This window comes from Caproicibacterium sp. NSD3 (genome assembly GCF_053613275.1).
Genome location: NZ_CM132119.1, coordinates 2,266,445 through 2,286,103 on the forward strand (window position 1 = coordinate 2,266,445; position 19,659 = coordinate 2,286,103).

Consider the following 19,659-nt stretch of genomic DNA (forward strand, 5'->3'; position numbering starts at 1 on the left):
ATGAAGCTGCTTCTTCCGGAAAGCATCGGTTTCCAAAGGTTTCGGCAGGATTTAGAAGGTGCTTTTGAAAACGGCAGATTCCCTCACGCGGTTCTTTTAGAGGGAACCTCGGATTCTACCCTGCCGATTGCAAAGCTGCTCGCTGCTGCCTGTGTCTGCACGGATGATGCTGCACGTCCGTGCGGCCACTGTGCCGGATGCAAAAAGGCACTTTTGGACTGTCACCCCGACATTTCCCTGCTCTCAGGGGAAGGCGGTGCGCGGTCCTTTCACAAAGAATCCATTACATTCCTGCGCTCCGATGCTGCAATTCGTCCTAACGAGGCTGCCTGCAAAGTTTATATTTTGGCAGACGCCCAAAATCTCAGCGAGCAAGCACAGAATGCGCTTTTAAAAACGCTGGAAGAACCGTTTTCTGCGGTTCAGTTCTTTCTAACTGCGGAAAATGCTTCTGCACTTTTGCCCACCATTCGTTCCCGCGTACAGACTTTCCGTCTGGAAGCAAAAATCTCCCAGCCGGATCCACTCTGCAAAACGCTCTGTGAAAAAATCTGTCATGGCGATGAGTTTGGATTTTTGTGCGAATGTGCGCTGCTTTTTCGTGATAAATCCCATACAGATACTATTTTTCATGATATGATCCTGCTTTTTCGGGATGCTTTGATCCTAAGATGCGGCGGAAAACCGCTCTGCGATCCGGAAAGTGCAAAGCTTCTCTCTAAAGGTTTGACAAAGGCAAAACTGTTCTCTCTTGTTCGCATTGCACAGGAAGAACAGAATGCACTGCACCGCAATGCAAATGTTCCTCTGCTGTTGACTCATTTTGCCTCTTTGATTTTTTCTGGGGAAGAATGAATTTAAGCAAGTCAGTAGAAAACAATTTTTAAAAATTGATTCCGGTGATATTCGGAAAAAGGAGAATTTATGGCCGAAGTAATTGGCATTCGCTTTAAAAATCAGGGGAAAATTTATTATTTTGATCCGGATGGGCAAATCGTTCATCTTGGAGACATGGCCATTGTAGAGACTACCCGCTGCATCGAATGCGGTGAAGTCGCCATGGAAAATCGGCATATAGAAGATTCCCATGTGGTTCAGCCGCTTAAAAAGCTGATTCGTATCGCCACAAAAGAGGATCTTGAGCATCAGGAAGAAAACCATCAAAAAGAAAAGGTTGCTTTCGGAATTTGTGAAAAGAAAATTGCTGCTCATAATCTTGAAATGAAATTGGTTGATGTTGAATATACTTTTGATAACAGCAAAATTCTTTTCTATTTTACTGCAGACGGCCGGGTGGATTTTCGGGAACTTGTCAAAGACCTAGCAAGTGTTTTCCGCACGCGGATCGAATTGAGACAGATCGGCGTACGCGACGAAGCTAAGATGTTAGGCGGCCTCGGAATCTGCGGCAGACCATTCTGCTGCAGCCAGTTTCTCGATGGATTTCAGCCGGTTTCCATTAAAATGGCAAAAGAACAGGGCCTTTCTTTAAACCCCACCAAAATCAGCGGGACCTGCGGCAGACTGATGTGCTGCTTAAAGTATGAACAGGAAGCCTATGAGGATCTTCTTCATTCCACCCCCGCTCAGGGAAGCTTGGTCGCAACACCGGACGGACGCGGAATGGTTACCGGAGTAAATCTTCTCTCTGGTATTTTACAGGTTCATCTTGATTCTGCTGCTGCGGACGCCGCTTCGGTGGGATACTCTGTGAAAAATTGTAAAATGCTGCGCCCTCCGCTTCCCCGCCAAAAGCAAAAAAAGGGCCCGCCAAAAGAAGATTCTGCTCCTGCAAAAGACGAATAACAAAAAGGGCGAAAGCTGGTTCTTTTTGTTAATTTTTTGCTAATTTATGTATTGTACCTTGCTTTTTTAGAAATGTATGGTAGAATAAAACTAATTTAGATTTGAATTGGAGGTGGATCCCAATGGCATATAAAATTACGGACGCTTGCATTTCCTGCGGCACCTGCGCTGGTCAGTGCCCGGTCGGAGCGATCTCTGAGGGCGACGGTCAGTTCGTTATTGACGAAGGTACCTGCATTTCCTGTGGTTCCTGCGCTGGCGCATGCCCTGTTGGTGCAATCGAGGAAGGCTGATTTTCCGAGACTTTTCGGGTTAAGTCTTTCAACAGAATTTTTTTGAGGCGGAGCGAAATAAGCCCCGCCTCAAATATTTTATACGGAGGTTTCTTATGGATTCCATCCTGCTGCCCGGCGAAAAGCTGGAACCTTTTGGAAGCGGAAATCAAGTGATTGTGAGCACCATTCATCACTTTAGCACAGATACTATTCTGCTTGCAGATTTTTCCATGCCAAAAAGAGGATCTCGCTGTGCAGAATTCGGCACCGGCTGCGGATTGATTTCTCTTCTCTGGTGTCAAAAAAGTGCTCCCGAAAAAGTCTGGGCAATCGATTTTCAGGAAGATGCCTGTTCACAGGCGAGGCGCAGTGCCGCTCTTAATCATTTTTCAGAAATGAGCGTCCTTTTGCTGGATCTGCGCAAAATTTTGGAACTGCCCGCAAAAGAACTCCCCCTTCCGCTTAATCTTGATCTTGTCGCCTGTAATCCACCTTATCAGCCGACAGATGCGGGACAGCACAATCAAATCCAAGGAAAAACCTCTGCCCGCCATGAGACAGGCTGTACTTTTCGAGAAGTTGCTTCTGCTGCTTCTCGTCTTTTGCGCTGGGGCGGACGTTTTTGCTGCTGTCTTCCACCGCGGCGCCTTGCAGAATCTTTTTTGGTCTTGCAAAGCGTTGGACTAGAGCCAAAAAAGATGCGGCTTGTACAGCATCGTGCCCAAAATCCACCCTTTTTATTTTTGCTGGAATCCCGCCGCGGTGGAAATTCCGGCATGGAAGTTCTCCCTACTCTAATTTTGGAAACAGAAAACGGCAGTTATTCTCCGGAAATGCTTAAAATCTACGGCGATTATAAAAACAAAAGCAGTCTTTCGGAAAATCCGGCAGCATCTTTAAAACAACAAGGAGGTTCCGTATGAGCGGAGTTTTATATATTGTAGGCACCCCAATCGGAAATCTGGGCGATTTTTCCCCGCGCGCAGTAGAAGTCCTTTCGTCCGTTGACTTCATCGCCGCCGAGGATACGCGAGTTACGCTGCATCTGCTCAATCATTTTGGAATCAAAAAGCCTATGATCAGCTATTTTGAGCATAATAAATATGAGCGCGGAGAAGTTATCCTTCATCGAATCGAAGCAGGTGAAAACTGTGCGCTGGTGAGCGACGCCGGCATGCCTGCAATCAGCGATCCCGGTGAGCTTCTGGTAAAACAGGCCGCCGAACATGGGATTGAAGTTTTCGCAGTCCCTGGGCCCAGTGCTGTCGTCACCGCGTTGGCAGTATCCGGCTTTCCAACTGGGCGGTTTACATTTGAAGGTTTTTTAAGCGTCAACAAAAAAAGCCGCCGCGATCACCTGGAAGAAGTGCAAAATGAAACACGGACCATGGTCTTTTACGAAGCGCCGCACAAACTTCTTGCCACTTTGCAGGATATGTACGCCTGTTGGGGCGACCGGCCGATTGCTCTTGTGCGGGAACTGACCAAAATCCATGAAGAAGTATTACGTACAACGCTCAAAGATGCGGTCACTCACTATGAAGAAACGCCGCCCCGCGGAGAATTCGTTTTGGTCATCGGCGGAGCTGCCCCGCAAAAGGAAACAAAAATTACGCTGGATGAAGGAATTCAGATGGCAAGAGCCTTGATGGAAAAAGGAGCTTCTCAAAGTGCGGCAGCAAAAGAGGTTGCACATAAAACCGGCCTTCACCGCAACGAACTTTACGAAAAGCTAACGAAAGAAGTATAAAATCTACTAAAAAATCAAAAACCATTTGCGAAATTACTTTTCGCAAATGGTTTTTTAATCATGGTAAATTATTTTTCATCCGGATAAAAGATAAGTCCTCCGCCCAAAACCAAGCCTTCGGAATCATAAAATACGACTGCTTGTCCCGGAGTCACTGCACGCTGAGGTTCATCAAAATCTACCCGAACGGTATCATTTTCTTCCGGCGTAATCGTAGCTCCCGCAGGACGCGCCTGATAACGAATCTTCACCTGTACGTGAATGGGTCCTTCCGGTTCTTCAATCGAAACCCAATTCACCTCCGATGCATACGTAAACGAACGATACTGGGTGCCCTCCGGCCCTAAAACAACCTGATTTTTAGAGGGAATCAACGCATCGACATACATCGGCTGTCCAAACGAAATCCCCAGCCCCTTGCGCTGTCCTACAGTATAATGAGTCAGTCCAAGGTGATGCCCAAGGACATTTCCCTCTCGGTCGATAAAATCTCCGGGCTGAGAATCATGCCCGCGGTATCGTTTTAAAAATGCGTGATAGTCATTATCCTCTACAAAGCAGATTTCCTGGCTATCCGGCTTATGTGCCACCCGCAGCCCTGCCTCTTCGGCAATCGCCCGGATCTGCGGCTTCGTATAATTTCCCAGCGGCAGAAGCAGATGCTGCAGCTGTCCTTGTTCCAGGCAATAAAGCACATAGCTCTGATCTTTATCTGTCGGTGCCGCTTTCAAATAATAGCGGCCGTTTTCTAGCTCCCCTGTCAGCGCATAATGTCCGGTTGCGATATGGTCGATTCCAAGCTCTCTCGCACGCTGGAGCATTGCGCCCATCTTTAAAAAGCGATTGCAGCGAATACAAGGATTCGGCGTGCGTCCATTTTCATATTCTGAAGCAAAATTTTCGATCACAGATTTTTCAAAAATTTCGGTAAAATTAAAGACCAGATGGTCAATCCCCAGCTGATAGCAAACCATTCTAGCATCCTGCACATCACGAAACGAACAGCACCCGCCTTCGCGTGGGGGTGCGTCCGGCGAATCAGTATGCAGGCGCATGGTACAGCCTATGACTTCCCAGCCTTCTTTTTGCAATAAAAGGGCGGCGACGCTGCTGTCTACGCCGCCGCTCATCCCCAGTAAAACTTTTCGGTTCACGCTTTGGGCTCCTCCGAATCCTTCTGTACTTCGTCTTTGTTTTCTTCTGTTTCTGTAGGAACTTTTTCCGCTTCGGGGGCTTCAGCCGCAACTTCTTCAGCTGCCTCCTCAGCCGCTTCTTCCGACACTTCTGCCGGATCTGCCGGAATATCTTCATTTGCATAATATTCGCAGTCCTGGCACGAATCTTTTTCGCATCCGGCGCAAACATCTTCTTCATCTGCTTTTGCAAATTCTTCGCGCAGCTCATCCAGCTTATCAAAAGCACGTTTTAAGCGAGCCTCGCTCTCTTCTACAGCCCTGCAAAACTGCTCGGTATTTCCGTTTTCCGGATCCCGAAGATGTTCAAAATAATATTTTCCCAGAGCGGCATAAGTGCGTTCGGTATTTTCCCGCTCGTTTCGAATCACAACTCGTATCCGACTGATCATTGCTTTTCGGCGGTTTGTTTCGATCATGGAATCAACTGCACTGGAAATCGTTTTCCCTGCATAGGACAAAGCTTTTCCGAATTCGTTCAATACATCCATTGAAATACCTCCCTGCCGCACTTTTAAGCTTTTGTGCGGGATTTTCTTTTAATACGATTTTCTGGCTTTATTATATCGCATTTTTAATAAAAATAACAGTATTTTTTCTGAAAGTAGGCAAAGCACGGATTTTGTGTTATAATAAACGATAACTTCTGGAAAAAAATCGATTCTTTTCCTTATGGGGGTGTAAAAAGATGTCGACAAAAACAACAAAAGAAATCATCTGCCCTTCCTGCGGAAAATCTGATTCCATTGGAATGTTTCAGAGTATCCGCTCGGATGACGAAGAACTGCGCAAAAAGATTATGGACGAAACGCTTTTCGACTGGAACTGCACTCACTGCGGATGTTCGGCGGAATTTGTATATCCATGCCTCTATCATGATATTTCTCATTATTTAATGGTTTATCTGGTCCCCGAAAAAGAGGAAAAATCTTTAAAAGATGTAAAAGTTGCTTCTGAATTTCCGCAGCTTTCCGAGCTGAGCAAACGGACCGTTACGACTTTACAGCAGATGAAGGAAAAAATTCTGATTTTTGAAAGCGGCCTCGATGACGTCGCCATTGAAGTTGTCAAGGCAGGCATGAAAGCAATTGCAGAGAAAAAATACCAAAAGCCGGTCGAAAAGGGATTATTCTGCTTTTCCGATCCAAAAGATCAGCGGATCGGATTCCAGTTTTTTCTCAAAGGGCAGGAAGAACCATTAAAACGCGCGGTAAGCATGAACACTTATAAAACCGCTCTTCATATCGTTAACTCTTGCTATGAATCAAACAAGGACGATTTTATTCAGGTGGACAACCATCTGGCAGAAAAGATCTTGGAACGTTACCAAAATGAGGAAGCTGCTTCCTCCAATCAGGAACCAACAAACGATTGATAAAATTTCTTTTTAGGAGGATTTTTATTTTATGTGCGGATTGACAGGTTTTACCGGAGAGGTACTTGATTATAACGAAGTCATCGGGAAAATGACCGATGTAATCACCCATCGCGGGCCGGATTCCAGCGGTGTTTATACAGATGACGGCATTTGCATGGGATTTCGCCGCCTCTCCATCATTGATATTGCCGCAACCGGCGACCAGCCGATTTACAACGAAGACAAAAACTTAGTGATCACCTTTAATGGTGAAATTTATAATTATCAGCAGCTGCGCGAGGAGCTGATCGGTCTTGGCCATCAGTTCTACACCCATACCGACACCGAAGTCATTCTGCACGGTTTTGAAGAGTGGCAGGAAAAGGTTTTGGATCGGCTGCGCGGAATGTTCAGCTTTGCAATCTGGAACCGTCAGGAAAAAAGTCTTTTCATCGCTCGTGATTTCTTTGGCATTAAGCCAATGCACTATGCGATGGTAGACGGTCATCTTGTTTACGGCAGCGAAATTAAATCGATTTTGGAATTTCCGGGATTCGAAAAGAAACTGAATCTTAAAGCGCTCGACAGCTACCTTTCCTTTGAATATGTCGTGCCGCCTCAGACCATGTTTGAAGGAATCACCGTGCTTTTGCCCGGTCATTATCTCTGGTATAAAGATGGAGAAGTCACCACGACCCGCTATTGGGAGCCGAAATTCGAAGAAGATGATTCCATCACCGAAGATCAGGCGGTCAAGATGATCGAAGACGTCTTTGAAGACAGTGTACAAGCGCATCGAATTGCCGATGTAGAAGTTGGCTGTTTCCTTTCGAGCGGTGTGGATTCCAGCTATGTTGCCTCCTATTTTGGCGGACAAAAATCCTTTACCGTCGGATTCGGTGAGGATATTCGCTACAATGAAATTAGCTATGCACAGGATCTTTCCAAAGAAGTTGGACTTGAGCATCATTATAAACTGATCAGCCCGGAAGAATACTGGGGCAATATCAAAAAAGTCCAGTATCATATGGATCAGCCCGAGGCGGATGCTTCCTGTATTGCACTGTATTTTGTGAGCAAAATTGCCAGCCAATATGTCAAAGTCGTTCTTTCCGGTGAAGGTGCAGATGAGCTCTTCGGCGGATATAATATTTATCATGAGCCGGACGATATGGCCGGCTATAAAAGAATTCCTCGTCCGATCCGCAGAGCGCTTGCAAAACTCGCAGAAGCAATGCCGTTCCGCTTTAAGGGCAAGAATTTTCTGATTCGCGGCGCGCAGGACATTGAAGAAAGCTTTATCGGAAACTGCAGCATGATCACCATGAAGGAAAAGCGTGCGATTCTCCGCCCCGAGATCCCCGTATACCGTCCGCAGGAGCTCACAAAGCCCATTTATGATCAAGTGAAAGATAAGGACGATGTTACCAAGATGCAGTATCTTGATCTGCACGTCTGGATGGCCGGCGATATTCTTTTAAAAGCAGACCGCATGAGCATGGCAAATTCCCTCGAACTTCGGGTTCCATTCCTTGATAAAGACGTCTGGGAAGTTGCCCGTCATCTGCCCAAAAAGCTGCGGGTAAATTCCCAGAATACAAAATATGCAATGCGCAAGGCTGCTGAGCGTCATCTACCGCAATCCACCGCTCAGAAAAAGAAACTGGGATTTCCGGTGCCGACTCGGGTGTGGCTGCGAGAAGAACCTTATTACACCATTGTAAAAAATGCTTTTCAGAGTGAGACTTCCAAAAAATTCTTTAACCCTGACGCATTGATTAAACTGCTCGATGAGCATAAAGCCGGAAAAGTTGATAATAATCGTAAGATCTGGACCATTTTCGTCTTTTTGATGTGGTACGATGTTTACTTTAACGGTGCTTCTCATGAACCCGGCAGTGAACCTGTGATGTCAAAATAAGATCCCTAAAAAAAGCTAAAAAGTACCGCCTTTAAAATGGCGGCATTTTTTAATTTTATACTATTTTTTTTCGAATTTTGGGAAATTTTCGAAGAAGTTGTCTTTTTTTCTTCTTTTCTTTTTTAGGGGTTGCTTTTTAAGAGCTTTTATCGTATGATAGTCACGCTCTCTTTATAAACACTTTATAAAAGGAGCCCTTTTTGCGGTATTTTACCGTCTCGGTCAGTCGCAATTCCCTGACCTAAATTAAAACACGGAGGGACTATTTCTATGCAAAAACAAAATCGTACCGTCTATTTTCTATGCCAAAGTGCATTGATTGCTGCCGCTTATGCGGTATTGACCCTTGCCGCCGCCGCGCTCGGTTGGGCATACGGTCCTATTCAGTTTCGTTTTAGCGAAGCGCTTACTATACTGCCTGCCCTAACTCCGGCTGCAGTGCCGGGACTCGCTGTCGGATGCTTTCTAGCAAATCTCGGCAGTCCTTTAGGCCCGGTTGATTGGATCTTCGGGACACTTGCTACCCTTTTGGCAGCATTATGGAGCCGCTCCCTGCGCCACATTAAGGTGCGCGGAGTTCCTGTTTTGGCACCACTCCCACCGATCATCTGCAATGCCGTAATCATTGGCCTTGAGATTGCCTGCCTTGGAGATTCCGGCTTTTCAATGAGCGGATTTTCTATCGCAGCATTTTTGCCAAACGCGCTCTATGTTGGTTTGGGAGAACTGGTAATCTGCTATGGTTTGGGACTGCCGCTTCTTTATATTTTAGAACATGTTTTGCAAAAGAACAGTCATTTAAAAACACTTTTCCCTCAAAATTGATTATTTTGAGAAGGGAATCGCTCTGATTGAGGTGTCAATAAAATGTCTTCCAAGATTCACTCCCCGTTCCGCAATATGCCGCCGATCCGGCTGATTGTGCTTAGCTTTATGCTTGTAATTTTAACGGGGACTATTCTGCTGATTTTCCCTTTTTGCAGCCGCGACGGCAGTTTTACTGCTCCGATCGACGCACTTTTTATTGCGACTTCTGCAACATGCGTAACCGGGCTGTCCCCTTTTGATACTTGGACACACTGGAATGAAGTTGGTCAGCTGGTCATTATTCTTTTGATTCAAGTCGGCGGCTTGGGGTTGGTTACTTTTACGACGGGCGTTACCATGCTGCTGCGCCGTAAAATGGGACTTAAGGAACTGCGGCTCGCTGTAGAAAACACCAATGGAGAAAGCGGTTTGATCCGTCATTTAATTCGCATTACGCTCGGCTTTACTTTCTCTTGTGAATTGCTTGGTGCACTTCTGCTCATGATTCGCTTTGTTCCAATTTATGGCTCCTATGGAATTTGGATTTCTGTTTTTACTGCAATTTCTGCTTTTTGTAACGCCGGATTCGATATTTTGGGCCTTTCCAATCCTGGTCAAAGCCTGATTCCTTATGTGGCAGATCCTTTGGTCTGTGTGACTGTTGCGACACTTCTTGTCGTTGGCGGACTTGGATTCGTTGTTGTCAGCGATATTTTCTATGCAAAAATTCGGCCGCGTCTTCTGCATCAAGAACATATGCATCGTCTTTCCCTTCAGTCAAAATTGGTTCTTTACTGCAGTGTCGCTCTTCTTCTGGTCGGTGCCATTTTATTCTTCTTCTTGGAAGATCACAACACCCTTGAGGGACTTTCTCTCGGTGCAAAAATTAACGCTTCTTTCTTTCAGTCCGCCAGCGCAAGAACAGCCGGATTTTCTTCTGTTCCTATCGCGTCTGAATTGGACATCACAAAAATCGTTACGATTCTTTTGATGTTTATCGGTGCCTCACCAGGATCAACCGGAGGCGGTATTAAAACAACCACTTTTGTTGTGCTTGTCTTTACTGTAATTTCCGTACTGCACAACAAATCATATACTGTTATTCAGCACCATCGGGTCAGTCAGCACATTGTTTACCGTTCTCTCGCAATCTGCAGTGTAGCGCTTTTGACCGTCATTTTGACAACTTGCGTCATTACTTTCTGCGATCCCATTAACGGTATCGATGCTTTATTTGAATCTACCAGTGCTTTTGCGACCGTAGGACTTTCGGCAGATGTTACTTCAAGGCTTACATTTTGGCCAAAGCTTGCACTCTCATTTACGATGTATCTCGGCAGAGTTGGTCCGGTCTCTTTGGGACTCTCGATGCTTTTGCATAGGCACCAAGATAAAGATGTCATTCGAACGGACTGCATCCTGCCGGAAGCTAAAATTAGTGTAGGATAATTTGAAAATTCAAAATCATTAGCAAAATAAACTCTTTTCTCTTTGCTGATGATTATAAAAAAGGCTCCGACGTTGTAATAGAACAACGCCGGAGCCTTTTATTTTATGAAATTAAGTTTATTTATAATCTTTTTTCTCTTTTTGCCATTGAAACTTTTTTACAAAGCTCCAGCCATTGACACCCTGGACAAAATTCTTCCAGACGGTCAAGAGCAAGTTCCCTTGTCCGGTTAGAAAATTCTTTCCAGCTCACTTTCTCTCCAGGAGAAAGTTTTATTTCTTTGAGAACCAGTTGATCAAACAACAACGGATGATCGGATTCACAGCGGCTGCCCCTTCGGTTTGGACAATTCTTGCAAAGGTCGTCCGATCCCTCTGTAATCTCGATCTGTGTTTCCGGATGCGCTTTAAGCAGCGCTGCTGTTTGGCTCATATTGTTCGTAAATTCACCGCTGTAGCCTTCCCCGACAAAATTCAGAAGGCACAGCCCATGGTGTGGCCGTAAATACATTTTAAGCCGCCGGATTACAGCGCGGGCTGATTCTTTTAAGCGCTTTTTCCAACTGTGGAACAAGAACTGCTACTGCCGCAATTTTAACAGCGTCACCGGGCAAAAACGGCACCGCACAAAGCATTAAAGCAGAAAGTGGCGTTGTATGGGTAACAACAACAAACCAAGCTGTCCCAAACGCATACAGCACGATCGTCCCTAAAATCATGCTCAGTACCATTCCTATCACTTTTTTTCTGCCTTGTGCATTCTTCCCAAAGTGCTCATAAAGTACCCCGCTCAGTGCAGCCAGTGCAAGATATCCTATCAGGTATCCTCCTGTAGGGCCTACAATCGCCCCTACTCCAGAACTGTATCCCGCAAATACCGGCAATCCGACAGCGCCGAGAATCAAATAAATAAGCTGACTCAAAGTTCCATATTTTGCCCCCAGCAAAACTCCCGCCAACATAACGGAAAAAGTAGCCAGAGAAATCGGTACCCCACTCGGCATCGGAATCGAAAGTGGCGCCAGCACGCAGGTAATTGCCGCACACATCGCGCAGAGAACTAAATTTTTTGTAGACTCTTTCATCATGATTTTCCCCCTCTTTAAAAGCAATTTTATTATAATCCTTCCTATTTTAATTGTCAACAAATATTAAAAATGTGGTTGACAATTAAAATTTCTGTCTTATAATAAAAACCATGATTTCACGAGACAGAAAGGTTGGGCTTAAATGGAACTAATTTGCAATTTAAAAAACCGTATTTTAAATGGTGGGGCAAAAGTCTGCCGCAAAGAGGCATTGGAATTAATAGAAGCCCCTTTAGAGGAACTCACCAGTGCTGCAAGAGAACTGCAACAAAAGCTTTGCGGGACTTCTTTTCACCTTTGCACCATTATCAACGGAAAAAGCGGACGCTGCAGTGAAGACTGCGCTTACTGTGCACAGTCCTGTCGTTTTCATACAGGTGCCGACGTTTACGGCGTTCTTCCTCCGGAGGAAATGGCCAAAAGTGCTCTCAATAATTATCAGCAGGGAATCCGCCGCTTTTCGATCGTCACTTCCGGCCGAGCGCTCACCGATCAAGAAGTAGACGAAGTCTGCGAAGGCTTTTCTGCCATTCGTAAGGCATGCCCCATTGGGCTTTGTTCTTCCAACGGATTGCTCACCCTCCCGCAGCTCAAAAAGCTGAAAGCGGCCGGTGTAACCCGCTATCACTGCAATCTGGAAACTTCGCGCCGCTTTTTCCCGTCTATCTGTTCCACTCACACTTACGATGAAAAATTACAAACCCTGCGCTGGGCAAAAGAAGCCGGTTTGCAACTTTGCAGCGGTGGAATTCTCGGGATGGGAGAAACCATGGAAGACCGCATTGATATGGCATTGACTCTGCGGGAATTGGGCGTTGATTCTGTTCCAATGAACGTATTAAACCCAATTTCAGGGACTCCTTTGGAAAATTGTTCGGCACTGCCTTATGATGAGATTCGCCGTACTGCCGCAATTTTTCGCTTTTTGCTTCCTAAAAAACAAATTCGCATGGCCGGAGGCCGCGCTCTATTTCCCGACAAGGGTCTTGCCCTGATGGAAAGCGGCCTAAATGCCGCTATTTCCGGCGATATGCTGACTACTTACGGAATCAGCCCTAAAGATGACTTTTCCTTGGCCGAAAAAGCGGGCTATCACACAATCCGCTCATAGCCTAATTGTTAACTTATTTTTAAAATATAGTTGACAATTAGGCAAAACGCATCTATACTAAAAATCGTTTGAATAGGAGAATCGACATGAAAATTAAAAATCATACTTACTTGATGGTAGTATCAGGACTTTGCGTCGCTCTAACGGCTGTATGTGCACAGCTGATCGTAATTTTGCCATTCACTCCGGTACAGATCACATTATCTGTCTGCGCCGTTTACATGACCGGCGTTCTTTTGCCAAAGCGCTGGGCTGTTTATTCTCAGCTCGCCTATATTTTGCTCGGTGGAATTGGAATCCCGATTTTTGGAAAATTTTCTGGTGGATTAGGCGTTCTGGCAGGCCCAACCGGAGGTTATATTTTGGTTTATCCGATTATGGCGCTGATTGTCGCGGCAATATTGCAAAAATTCTCAGAGCGCAATCCGCTTCACTATATGTTGGCCATGTTTATTTCTCTGGTCGTCTGTTACATAGGCGGCTCTATCTGGTTCTGCTTTGTAGGCCATGTTGATCTGCTGAAATCATTGAGCCTCACTGTTTTGCCATTTGTTCCGTTTGATTTGGTTAAGATTGTTTTCTGCGGATTTTTGGCACAGGCGTTAATAAAAGCTCTTTCTAAACAAAAACAACTATTTGCTTGATACAAAATTGCAACGGCAAAAAGCCCGGATCTAAAAGATCCGGGCTTTTTGTATCCTGTATTGTTAATTTATTAAAGGGTGCGTCCAATTGCTTCGGCCACTTTTGCAGCATGCTGAAAAAGTGCTGCATACTGTTCAAATGTCAGCTGCTGCGCCGCATCACTCATTGCTTTTTTCGGTTCTGGATGTACTTCTACAATCAGTCCATCCGCTCCCGCAGCAACACCAGCTAAAGCCAAAGGCTCCACATAGCGCTGCTTGCCGGCCGCATGAGAGGGATCTATGATAATCGGCAAGCTGCTACGCTCTTTCACCACCGGCACAGCAGAGACATCCAACGTATTGCGGGTCGCTGTCTCAAACGTACGAATCCCACGCTCACAGAGGACAACATTTGCATTGCCTTCGCTGAGAATATACTCAGCAGCATCCAGCCACTCTTCAATCGTAGAGGCCATTCCACGCTTTAAAAGTACCGGCAGCCCACTGCGTCCAAGTTCCCGCAAAAGGCGAAAATTCTGCATATTCCGGGCACCTACCTGCAGCATATCACAATATTTTCCCGCAATTTCGATTTGCTCGTAATCGGTTACTTCACTGATTACAAGAAGGCCCGTTGCATCTGCCGCTTTGCGAAGAAGGCGATATCCTTCATCTTCCAGCCCCTGAAAAGCATAGGGGCTTGTTCTTGGCTTATATGCACCGCCACGCAGAAATTGTGCGCCGGCTTTTTTAACGCCCTGTGCTGCTGCCATAATTTGCTGCTCACTTTCCACTGCGCAAGGCCCCGCCATCATCACAAGCTCTTTTCCGCCGATGATTACATTTTTTACCTTTACCTTACGCCCTTCCGGAACCATCTCACGACTTGCAAGCTTATAGCTATGCATAATCGGCACGCATTTTTCTACTCCGTCCATCAATTCCAGATTTTCAGTCTCCAAGCGACTTTTATCTCCAAGAACCCCAATGATGGTTGCCTGGCTTCCGGTAGAAAGGTTTGCTCCCAATCCTTTGTTTTTTAAAACTGCAATCACTTTCTGGACTTGATCGTTCGTGCAGTCTTTTTTCATTAAAATAATCATTAAAAATCCCCTCCCTCTTAAAATTTTACAATTTAAAGCTTAGACTCGCTAAAGCATCATTTGTAAAAAAACAACCACCCTATTGGGTGGCTGCTTTAAAGTGTTGGCGTTTACCTATTTTCCCGGGCCGTTACCAGCCAAGTATCTTCGGCGCAAGTGAGCTTAACTTCTGTGTTCGGAATGGGAACAGGTGGACCCTCACCGCTATCTGTACCAACTCGTGTCATTTCCTGACGACTTATTTATAATACCATACCCATTCCGAAAATGCAAGCATTTTTTTAAAGTTTTTAATTTTTTTTGACTTTTTTTAAAGTTCCATCTCTGTATTCTCCAAAATGTTTCTGCAAGCGGCAAAAATTCCAATACTAGCAAGAGCATTCCAAAGGATTGCAGGCAGCCCGCAAACCCAACCTGGGATTTGGGGAAGGAACTGTGATACAAGATATCCGCTGGCAATGACTCCCGGCAAAACAATAATCATCAAGACCAGCAAATAAAAGATCACGATCAAGCCCTTATTTTGTACGCGCCCGAAAAGGCGCTCAGACAAAACAGAAACAGAAATAAAGGCCATTCCCAAGGTGCCGAGGCAAAGCGCACAAGAAATTGCAGTAAGCGGATTGCCCCGAAAAACAGCACACATTACGGTAAAAAGGATCACTGCATCTACAAACGGTTTAATGATCGATGTCAGCACCGCCCAAAGAAGTTTTTTAAACGGTTTTTCCGGCACCAAATAAATGTATGGCTTTACAAGTTCCAAAGTCCAAGGACCGGAAACCTGCATAAAATATTCTACATATCCCGCGATAATCAAGCAGATCATCATTAACATCCCGGACGACATGTCTTCTTCTCCGGCAAAATTTATCTGAATGATTTTGCTGACCACAAGACAAATTGCCAAGCAGGTAACGGTTGATTTCCCGACAAAAGGCAGCCTATCCTTGCGGCGCATTTCTAAAACATGTTTATAAAAAAAGGTGCTTGCTCCCCAACCGCCATTGAGTCCGGTTTTATTGACACGAATTTTTCGGCTGCGCAGAGCAGCATTAGCAGAAGTACGCCCTGATTTTGCTGCACGCTGAATCGCATAATTATGCTCGGTCATATCGAGCACGTCTTCGTAATAATCTGCATCACTTTTAATAAACGCAATAATGATTCCCAGTAAAGCCAGTACAAAAACGCCGATCCAAATCAACGCACGAAAAAAATTCTTTCCAATCAATGCAAAAATTGCGCCTTTGACCCAGCCCGCTATCGGAATCCATTCTATTTGTGGGCCTGCCATTGCTGTGAGCATAGCATCCAGTGAAAATCCACTCTGCCAATAAGCAAAAAGCAGGATCAACGCTGCACAAATCGGAATCATCGTAATAATTCCCCGTGCGACCTGCACCTTACGGTCATCTTGATTGGTCACGCTGTAAAGCAGCAGCGACAGCACCTGCGCACTAAACGCCACTAACATTACACCGAAAATCATCAACAACATGTCAGCTGTGGAAATTGAAAAGTTCTGCATCAGCGTTGCAGAATAGCAAACCAAAAACAGCATTGTAATGATTGTACTGCCCATTTGTTTAATCAACCCATAAATTAAAATCCGCTTTGAACTCAATGGCGAAACAAACAAATAGTTGACATCGCTCATGGAAAAAAAGGTTGCTCCCCGCTGTAAACCAGCATAAAGATTACTGCACAAAAAGAAAATCAAAAGGGCCAGATAGCCAGCCTGCAAATAACGAATATCTATTGCATGCTGACGCTCTGATGCAGAAAATGCCCCCATGACCAACATAACGACAAAGAACGCTGCAATCACTATGTATAAAACCAGTTTTGCTGGCTTATGCAGCAATTCTTTGAAGCCATTTTTGATCTCTTTGCGCATTAGATATCCAATGGCATTCATGCTTTTTCCTCCCCGTCTTCCTGCGGCCCGTGAGGATTTCCTTCCGTAATTTGAAAAAACGTCTCTTCCAAATTTTCTCCGCTCTCTTCGACTTCTTTTCGAGTGCGGATTGCTGCAATTTTTCCATTCATCATAATTAATGCGCGATCCCAAAGCTCTGAAACGCTGTCCAGCATATGCGTAGAGACTAAAATCGTACAACCTGCCTGTTTTAACTCCTGCATCATCATCTTCAGCTCTTTGATTGCATGCGGATCAAGCCCGATAAGCGGTTCATCAAGCAAAATCACTTTGGGGCTCGGCAGCAGCGCACAGGCAATCGAAAGCTTTTGCTGCATGCCTTTCGAAAGTTCCTTGCCTAATTTTTGCCGTTTATCGGAAAGTTCAAGTCGTTCCAACAGATGATCTGCTTTTTCTTTCCAGTTTTCCACCCGATATGCCCTGCCGATAAACTCCATATGCTCCTCTACCGTAAGCATTTCAATAGGGGCAGGTAACTCGGGAATATAGCCAAAACATTTCTTTGCCTCTGTGCTTTTATTCGGATTCCCACAAACAGTAATATTCCCATGGAACCGTAAAAGCCCTGCAATACATTTAATTGCTGTACTTTTTCCTGCGCCGTTTGGCCCGATCAAAACCGCAATTTCCCCCGGATAGACCGTAAATGAAATGTCGTCGTTTGCCTTTAATTTTTTGTATTGTTTCGTCAGATGTGATACTTCCAGCATCTTTTTCCCTCTTCCTTTTTCATTTGCTGTCCATTTCTAAAAATAGAACAGATCCTCAAATTTTACGTCCAATGCAGCACAAAGAACGAGCGCAAGTTTTGCGGTAGGACTAAATTGTCCGGTCTCAATGGAGCTGATCGTTTGTCTGGAAACGCCCACCATCTCGGCAAGTTCGCTCTGAGATAGATTCTTTTCCGCACGCGCTGCTTTCAAATGATTTTTTAAAACAAGTTCTTCTTTCAAAATAGATCCACCTCATTTTTCAAGGTGTCGGTGATATAATTGATAAAATCAGATAGCAAATTGACGCAACGGCAGCAAAAATCGTTACAACTAATTCTGTTTTTAACTTTCCCGTCCGGTATTTACCAAACGCTTCTGCAGCTAAAAATCCCCAAAACAATGTAAAAACCTGATAATTGGTATGTCCGCGAAATAAATTATAAATCATCAAAATTGCTGCTAAAATTACAAAAACAATCTCTCCATAATATCTGCCGCGTCCTTCTATATACTCCTTACCCTCATCGCACTCTTCCGACCGACTCTTTTTTAAAATTTCTTCCCTCTTCATATTTCCTCCAGATTAGGCCATCGTTAAATATTCATAAATGGCGGACCCAAGCGCCAAAAGTGCCAGCGCGCCAAATAAAATCCCATATGCCAGCTCATGCTTTTCTTTTAATTTAATTCCTTTATAAAAATGAATGGAAGCTATGCTAACAAACATGAGACTGTATAAATCATACCAAGGCTGATTGGTGCAAATTTTGACAACCATCAAAATCAATGCAAAAACCAGCATGCAAAAGACTGAAATTCCGCTTCCTTTCTGCATAATCTGCATTTCTCTTTCGTCAGGATGATGCTTTTTCTCATTTTGTACTTTTTCTAAAACTTTATCGCGGTTCATCGTATCCCTCCAATCAAAAATGACAAGTTTACTTGTCTTATATCTTATCATGGACAAGTTTACTTGTCAACAGCAAAAGTAAATTTTTAATAAAAAAAGCACTAAATCATAATCCAGTGCTTTTTTCTTCTTTAATTAGCAGGTTCCACAAACTCCAGCAGAATTTTTGTCATCAAATCCTTTTTCCCTGTTTTATAATATCTCCAGCAAAAAAGTGCAGTCACAAGGCCTCCCAAAGTACAAACAATCATATCCGTCATCGTATCGGTAACACCGGTCGTTTTGACCAGCTGTGGATCGTATGTTCCGCCGCTGACCAAAGAAGCTGTAAACTCATAGATTTCCCAAAGCTGCCCCAATGCCATAGAAGAAAGCAGCGCTGCCCATGAAACGCGGGCTCCATCCGTTCTTTCAAGGCGATGATTCGGTTTTAAGTAATAATAAAAAAGCATTCCGCCTTCAGCAAAAAGGAATCCCGCAATGGTATGTAAAATCTTATCAAAATGTGGAATCAGTGTATATCCATTTAAAAGGCTGGCAAAAGTAACCGCTAAAATCAAAAAGCTATCAAAAATCACATCAATTAAATAAAGGCGAGGCAATCGCAATGCTCGGCAAAAAACACGGGGTAAGAATGGTAAAATCCACGCAGAAAAAATCATCACATAGGAAAGTCCCAACAGTTGTTCTGTCTTTTGAGCAAAAATCTGTGCGGCCAATGTTACTGCTGCGTAAAATACAATAAAAACATAAAAACGTTTTTGCCAAACCATCTGACGCTTTTGAAGAAACAACATAAAATTTCTCCTCTTATTGGAAAATTTCATCTCTACTTTGTCAATTTTCCATTCAAAAATACGCCTATGCCTCTGTAGGATTGTTAAAGCAAGCTCCACCTGCCGTATAAAAATAAGGGCCATCCGTCGGCAACTGATCATTGCCTTCCCAAGCAAGATAAGCCACCCTCACAGATTTTCCTTTTAATGCTGCAATGGTATAATCAGGGCCTCCAGTTCCGGAAGAAATGCGCTGTATTGCGCGATCATAAAGGATTGCATAAGAAATCCATTGTTTTTTTCCACTGGCAGAGGAAAAAGCAACCGTATAAAAAGAGGCATAACGATCTGATTTTCCGGAAGAAGTAAGCTGCAAAGTTCCAGCCTGATAATCAGTCCGATACCCCGAAAAGACCGGATTCGTCAACGCTACTGAAACCGTTCCTGACTGATTTTCATAAAAAGTCAAATTCCCGATTTGTGTAGACGCAGATTTCAAAATCGTTTCTACTTGAAAATCAGAGTTCACTTTACTAGAAGCCTTAAATACTGCAGCTTCCGATGATTTTGGAAGCCGATCATACCAAAAACCAAAGCATACGAGTGCCAATAAAGCCACTGTAACAAAAACGGTTTTCTTTGTATTTTTCATACAAAAGCTTCTCCTTTTATTTATCATCTTATTTAAATAACATTGTAAACTTTCCTACAAAATCTTAATTCATATCATAACAAAAATAATATCTTTTTTCAAGGTAGGCAAAATGAGATCAAAATAAAACATATTTTAAATCAAAAATAAAAAAAGCCGCCCAAATTCAAGGGCGGCTTG

Annotated in this window: 23 protein-coding genes and 1 rRNA gene; 11 read left to right on the forward strand and 13 right to left on the reverse strand. The window is 44.3% G+C overall.

Annotation, left to right across the window (positions count from 1 at the left end):
• The 5 genes from ACVS9P_RS11065 (at window position 1) to rsmI (ending at window position 3,831) form a co-directional block, all read left to right on the forward strand.
• Entirely contained in the window at window positions 1–855 is an 855-nt protein-coding gene (locus tag ACVS9P_RS11065; protein WP_452103591.1) for an ATP-binding protein, read from the forward strand.
• Window positions 856–924: 69 nt separating this feature from the next.
• The gene (locus tag ACVS9P_RS11070; RefSeq protein WP_452103592.1) at window positions 925–1,806 is read left to right on the forward strand and encodes a PSP1 domain-containing protein; all 882 of its coding nucleotides are present in this window, start codon (window positions 925–927) and stop codon (window positions 1,804–1,806) included.
• 122 nt (window positions 1,807–1,928) lie between these two features.
• On the forward strand, window positions 1,929–2,099 hold the full coding sequence (locus ACVS9P_RS11075; protein ID WP_180341872.1) for a DUF362 domain-containing protein: 171 nt from the start codon (window positions 1,929–1,931) through the stop codon (window positions 2,097–2,099).
• Between the two features lie 95 nt (window positions 2,100–2,194).
• On the forward strand, window positions 2,195–3,004 hold the full coding sequence (locus ACVS9P_RS11080) for a tRNA1(Val) (adenine(37)-N6)-methyltransferase (protein WP_452103593.1): 810 nt from the start codon (window positions 2,195–2,197) through the stop codon (window positions 3,002–3,004).
• Entirely contained in the window at window positions 3,001–3,831 is an 831-nt protein-coding gene (rsmI, locus tag ACVS9P_RS11085; protein WP_452103594.1) for a 16S rRNA (cytidine(1402)-2'-O)-methyltransferase, read from the forward strand. The genes ACVS9P_RS11080 and rsmI overlap by 4 nt, the downstream gene beginning before the upstream one ends.
• 68 nt (window positions 3,832–3,899) lie before the next feature.
• Here rsmI and mnmA read toward each other — a convergent pair whose 3' ends face one another.
• Together mnmA and ACVS9P_RS11095 are read right to left on the reverse strand one after the other, a co-directional pair.
• A complete protein-coding gene (gene mnmA, locus ACVS9P_RS11090; RefSeq protein WP_452103595.1) occupies window positions 3,900–4,985 on the reverse strand; it encodes a tRNA 2-thiouridine(34) synthase MnmA in 1,086 nt (361 codons plus the stop codon).
• Window positions 4,982–5,515 carry a hypothetical protein gene (locus ACVS9P_RS11095; protein ID WP_452103596.1) on the reverse strand — a complete coding sequence of 178 codons (534 nt, stop codon included), beginning with the start codon at window positions 5,513–5,515 and terminating at the stop codon, window positions 4,982–4,984. Before ACVS9P_RS11095 ends, mnmA begins: the two co-directional genes overlap by 4 nt.
• A 197-nt stretch (window positions 5,516–5,712) precedes the next feature.
• Here ACVS9P_RS11095 and ACVS9P_RS11100 point away from each other — a divergent pair, with 197 nt between their 5' ends.
• The 4 genes from ACVS9P_RS11100 to ACVS9P_RS11115 all read left to right on the forward strand — a co-directional run bounded on the left by ACVS9P_RS11100 (window position 5,713) and on the right by ACVS9P_RS11115 (window position 10,558).
• Window positions 5,713–6,399, forward strand: coding sequence for a CpXC domain-containing protein (locus tag ACVS9P_RS11100; protein WP_452103597.1), 687 nt, complete (start codon window positions 5,713–5,715; stop codon window positions 6,397–6,399).
• Window positions 6,400–6,430: 31 nt separating this feature from the next.
• The gene (gene asnB, locus ACVS9P_RS11105) at window positions 6,431–8,302 is read left to right on the forward strand and encodes an asparagine synthase (glutamine-hydrolyzing) (RefSeq protein ID WP_452103598.1); all 1,872 of its coding nucleotides are present in this window, start codon (window positions 6,431–6,433) and stop codon (window positions 8,300–8,302) included.
• Window positions 8,303–8,572: 270 nt separating this feature from the next.
• Window positions 8,573–9,127 (forward strand): QueT transporter family protein, encoded by a 555-nt coding sequence (locus tag ACVS9P_RS11110; protein WP_452103599.1) that lies wholly within the window; start codon window positions 8,573–8,575, stop codon window positions 9,125–9,127.
• 42 nt (window positions 9,128–9,169) lie between these two features.
• Window positions 9,170–10,558: a TrkH family potassium uptake protein gene (locus ACVS9P_RS11115; RefSeq protein WP_452103600.1), complete on the forward strand. Its 1,389-nt coding sequence runs from the start codon at window positions 9,170–9,172 to the stop codon at window positions 10,556–10,558.
• A 121-nt stretch (window positions 10,559–10,679) separates the two neighbouring features.
• Here ACVS9P_RS11115 and ACVS9P_RS11120 read toward each other — a convergent pair whose 3' ends face one another.
• Window positions 10,680–11,069: a DUF1284 domain-containing protein gene (locus tag ACVS9P_RS11120; protein WP_452103601.1), complete on the reverse strand. Its 390-nt coding sequence runs from the start codon at window positions 11,067–11,069 to the stop codon at window positions 10,680–10,682.
• A 1-nt stretch (window position 11,070) separates the two neighbouring features.
• Complete coding sequence (locus tag ACVS9P_RS11125) at window positions 11,071–11,646, reverse strand: biotin transporter BioY (RefSeq protein WP_452103602.1); 576 nt, start codon at window positions 11,644–11,646, stop codon at window positions 11,071–11,073.
• Between the two features lie 142 nt (window positions 11,647–11,788).
• Between ACVS9P_RS11125 and bioB the strand changes: the two genes are divergently transcribed.
• Window positions 11,789–12,757: a biotin synthase BioB gene (gene bioB, locus ACVS9P_RS11130; RefSeq protein WP_452103603.1), complete on the forward strand. Its 969-nt coding sequence runs from the start codon at window positions 11,789–11,791 to the stop codon at window positions 12,755–12,757.
• An 86-nt stretch (window positions 12,758–12,843) separates the two neighbouring features.
• Entirely contained in the window at window positions 12,844–13,401 is a 558-nt protein-coding gene (locus tag ACVS9P_RS11135) for a biotin transporter BioY (protein ID WP_452103604.1), read from the forward strand.
• Window positions 13,402–13,472: 71 nt separating this feature from the next.
• Here ACVS9P_RS11135 and aroF read toward each other — a convergent pair whose 3' ends face one another.
• From aroF to ACVS9P_RS11180, 9 genes are all read right to left on the reverse strand, one after another.
• Window positions 13,473–14,486, reverse strand: coding sequence for a 3-deoxy-7-phosphoheptulonate synthase (gene aroF / locus ACVS9P_RS11140; RefSeq protein WP_452103605.1), 1,014 nt, complete (start codon window positions 14,484–14,486; stop codon window positions 13,473–13,475).
• A gap of 101 nt (window positions 14,487–14,587) precedes the next feature.
• Window positions 14,588–14,704: ribosomal RNA gene (gene rrf / locus ACVS9P_RS11145) — 5S ribosomal RNA — on the reverse strand.
• 92 nt (window positions 14,705–14,796) lie between these two features.
• Entirely contained in the window at window positions 14,797–16,407 is a 1,611-nt protein-coding gene (locus ACVS9P_RS11150) for a putative ABC exporter domain-containing protein (RefSeq protein ID WP_452103606.1), read from the reverse strand.
• On the reverse strand, window positions 16,404–17,138 hold the full coding sequence (locus ACVS9P_RS11155) for an ABC transporter ATP-binding protein (protein ID WP_452103607.1): 735 nt from the start codon (window positions 17,136–17,138) through the stop codon (window positions 16,404–16,406). The genes ACVS9P_RS11150 and ACVS9P_RS11155 overlap by 4 nt, the downstream gene beginning before the upstream one ends.
• Before the next feature lie 36 nt (window positions 17,139–17,174).
• The gene (locus ACVS9P_RS11160) at window positions 17,175–17,381 is read right to left on the reverse strand and encodes a helix-turn-helix transcriptional regulator (protein ID WP_452103608.1); all 207 of its coding nucleotides are present in this window, start codon (window positions 17,379–17,381) and stop codon (window positions 17,175–17,177) included.
• Window positions 17,382–17,400: 19 nt separating this feature from the next.
• Window positions 17,401–17,712, reverse strand: coding sequence for a DUF6442 family protein (locus tag ACVS9P_RS11165; RefSeq protein WP_452103609.1), 312 nt, complete (start codon window positions 17,710–17,712; stop codon window positions 17,401–17,403).
• Window positions 17,713–17,724: 12 nt separating this feature from the next.
• Entirely contained in the window at window positions 17,725–18,051 is a 327-nt protein-coding gene (locus tag ACVS9P_RS11170) for a DUF6442 family protein (protein ID WP_452103610.1), read from the reverse strand.
• A 131-nt stretch (window positions 18,052–18,182) separates the two neighbouring features.
• The gene (locus ACVS9P_RS11175; protein WP_452103611.1) at window positions 18,183–18,848 is read right to left on the reverse strand and encodes a hypothetical protein; all 666 of its coding nucleotides are present in this window, start codon (window positions 18,846–18,848) and stop codon (window positions 18,183–18,185) included.
• 64 nt (window positions 18,849–18,912) lie between these two features.
• Window positions 18,913–19,479 (reverse strand): hypothetical protein, encoded by a 567-nt coding sequence (locus ACVS9P_RS11180; RefSeq protein WP_452103612.1) that lies wholly within the window; start codon window positions 19,477–19,479, stop codon window positions 18,913–18,915.
• Window positions 19,480–19,659: the final 180 nt, after the last annotated feature.

Coding starts and splice junctions, on each gene's coding strand:
- ACVS9P_RS11180 (WP_452103612.1), bottom strand. CDS start 19,479: ATGAAAAATACAAAGAAAACCGTTTTTGTTACAGTGGCTTTATTGGCA.
- ACVS9P_RS11100 (WP_452103597.1), top strand. CDS start 5,713: ATGTCGACAAAAACAACAAAAGAAATCATCTGCCCTTCCTGCGGAAAA.
- asnB (WP_452103598.1), top strand. CDS start 6,431: ATGTGCGGATTGACAGGTTTTACCGGAGAGGTACTTGATTATAACGAA.
- ACVS9P_RS11125 (WP_452103602.1), bottom strand. CDS start 11,646: ATGATGAAAGAGTCTACAAAAAATTTAGTTCTCTGCGCGATGTGTGCG.
- ACVS9P_RS11175 (WP_452103611.1), bottom strand. CDS start 18,848: ATGTTGTTTCTTCAAAAGCGTCAGATGGTTTGGCAAAAACGTTTTTAT.
- ACVS9P_RS11110 (WP_452103599.1), top strand. CDS start 8,573: ATGCAAAAACAAAATCGTACCGTCTATTTTCTATGCCAAAGTGCATTG.
- ACVS9P_RS11075 (WP_180341872.1), top strand. CDS start 1,929: ATGGCATATAAAATTACGGACGCTTGCATTTCCTGCGGCACCTGCGCT.
- ACVS9P_RS11080 (WP_452103593.1), top strand. CDS start 2,195: ATGGATTCCATCCTGCTGCCCGGCGAAAAGCTGGAACCTTTTGGAAGC.
- bioB (WP_452103603.1), top strand. CDS start 11,789: ATGGAACTAATTTGCAATTTAAAAAACCGTATTTTAAATGGTGGGGCA.
- ACVS9P_RS11115 (WP_452103600.1), top strand. CDS start 9,170: ATGTCTTCCAAGATTCACTCCCCGTTCCGCAATATGCCGCCGATCCGG.
- rsmI (WP_452103594.1), top strand. CDS start 3,001: ATGAGCGGAGTTTTATATATTGTAGGCACCCCAATCGGAAATCTGGGC.
- ACVS9P_RS11135 (WP_452103604.1), top strand. CDS start 12,844: ATGAAAATTAAAAATCATACTTACTTGATGGTAGTATCAGGACTTTGC.
- aroF (WP_452103605.1), bottom strand. CDS start 14,486: ATGATTATTTTAATGAAAAAAGACTGCACGAACGATCAAGTCCAGAAA.
- ACVS9P_RS11095 (WP_452103596.1), bottom strand. CDS start 5,515: ATGGATGTATTGAACGAATTCGGAAAAGCTTTGTCCTATGCAGGGAAA.
- ACVS9P_RS11065 (WP_452103591.1), top strand. CDS start 1: ATGAAGCTGCTTCTTCCGGAAAGCATCGGTTTCCAAAGGTTTCGGCAG.
- ACVS9P_RS11070 (WP_452103592.1), top strand. CDS start 925: ATGGCCGAAGTAATTGGCATTCGCTTTAAAAATCAGGGGAAAATTTAT.
- ACVS9P_RS11150 (WP_452103606.1), bottom strand. CDS start 16,407: ATGAATGCCATTGGATATCTAATGCGCAAAGAGATCAAAAATGGCTTC.
- ACVS9P_RS11120 (WP_452103601.1), bottom strand. CDS start 11,069: ATGTATTTACGGCCACACCATGGGCTGTGCCTTCTGAATTTTGTCGGG.
- ACVS9P_RS11170 (WP_452103610.1), bottom strand. CDS start 18,051: ATGAACCGCGATAAAGTTTTAGAAAAAGTACAAAATGAGAAAAAGCAT.
- ACVS9P_RS11165 (WP_452103609.1), bottom strand. CDS start 17,712: ATGAAGAGGGAAGAAATTTTAAAAAAGAGTCGGTCGGAAGAGTGCGAT.
- ACVS9P_RS11155 (WP_452103607.1), bottom strand. CDS start 17,138: ATGCTGGAAGTATCACATCTGACGAAACAATACAAAAAATTAAAGGCA.